This is a genomic window from Bradyrhizobium sp. NBAIM08 (assembly GCF_020193935.1).
GTDB classification, from domain to species: Bacteria; Pseudomonadota; Alphaproteobacteria; order Rhizobiales; family Xanthobacteraceae; genus Bradyrhizobium; species Bradyrhizobium yuanmingense.
This window is the reverse complement of sequence record NZ_JADYVR010001108.1, coordinates 1-395: the sequence shown is the minus strand read 5'-3', so window position 1 is coordinate 395 and position 395 is coordinate 1. Positions and strand designations below refer to the sequence as shown.

General features: G+C 74.9%; 1 protein-coding gene. It reads left to right on the top strand.

The window, feature by feature from the left end; genetic code table 11:
- The coding region (locus I6F37_RS43695) for a hypothetical protein (RefSeq protein WP_225154938.1) at nt 1-395 on the top strand (395 nt) is incomplete at both ends.

Here is a 395-nt window from a genome sequence, read left to right as displayed (position 1 = left end):
TCTACGGACCGCTGAACCTCGATGCCGTGATCGCCACGTCGGTCACCGACCCGTACGCGGCGGCCGACCCGGGGTGGGCGCGAGCCGAGGGACCGATCGTCGTCGGGGTGAGCGGCCACCGCACCCTCGCCGCGACCGACGACGTCGCCGACCGCGTCGGGTCGGTGCTCGACGTCCTCGCGAGGCGGGCGTCGGGCACGGAGCTGGCGGTGGTGTCGGCCCTCGCCGAGGGCGCCGACCGAGTGGTCGCCGCCGCCGCGCTCGACCGCGGTGCGCGGTTGGAAGCGCTGTTGCCGCTCGAGATCGACGACTACCGGTCCGACTTCACGGCGCCGGGTTCGATCGCCGAGTTCGACGCCTGCCTGGAGCGGGCCGAGTCGGTCGCGGTCACCGGG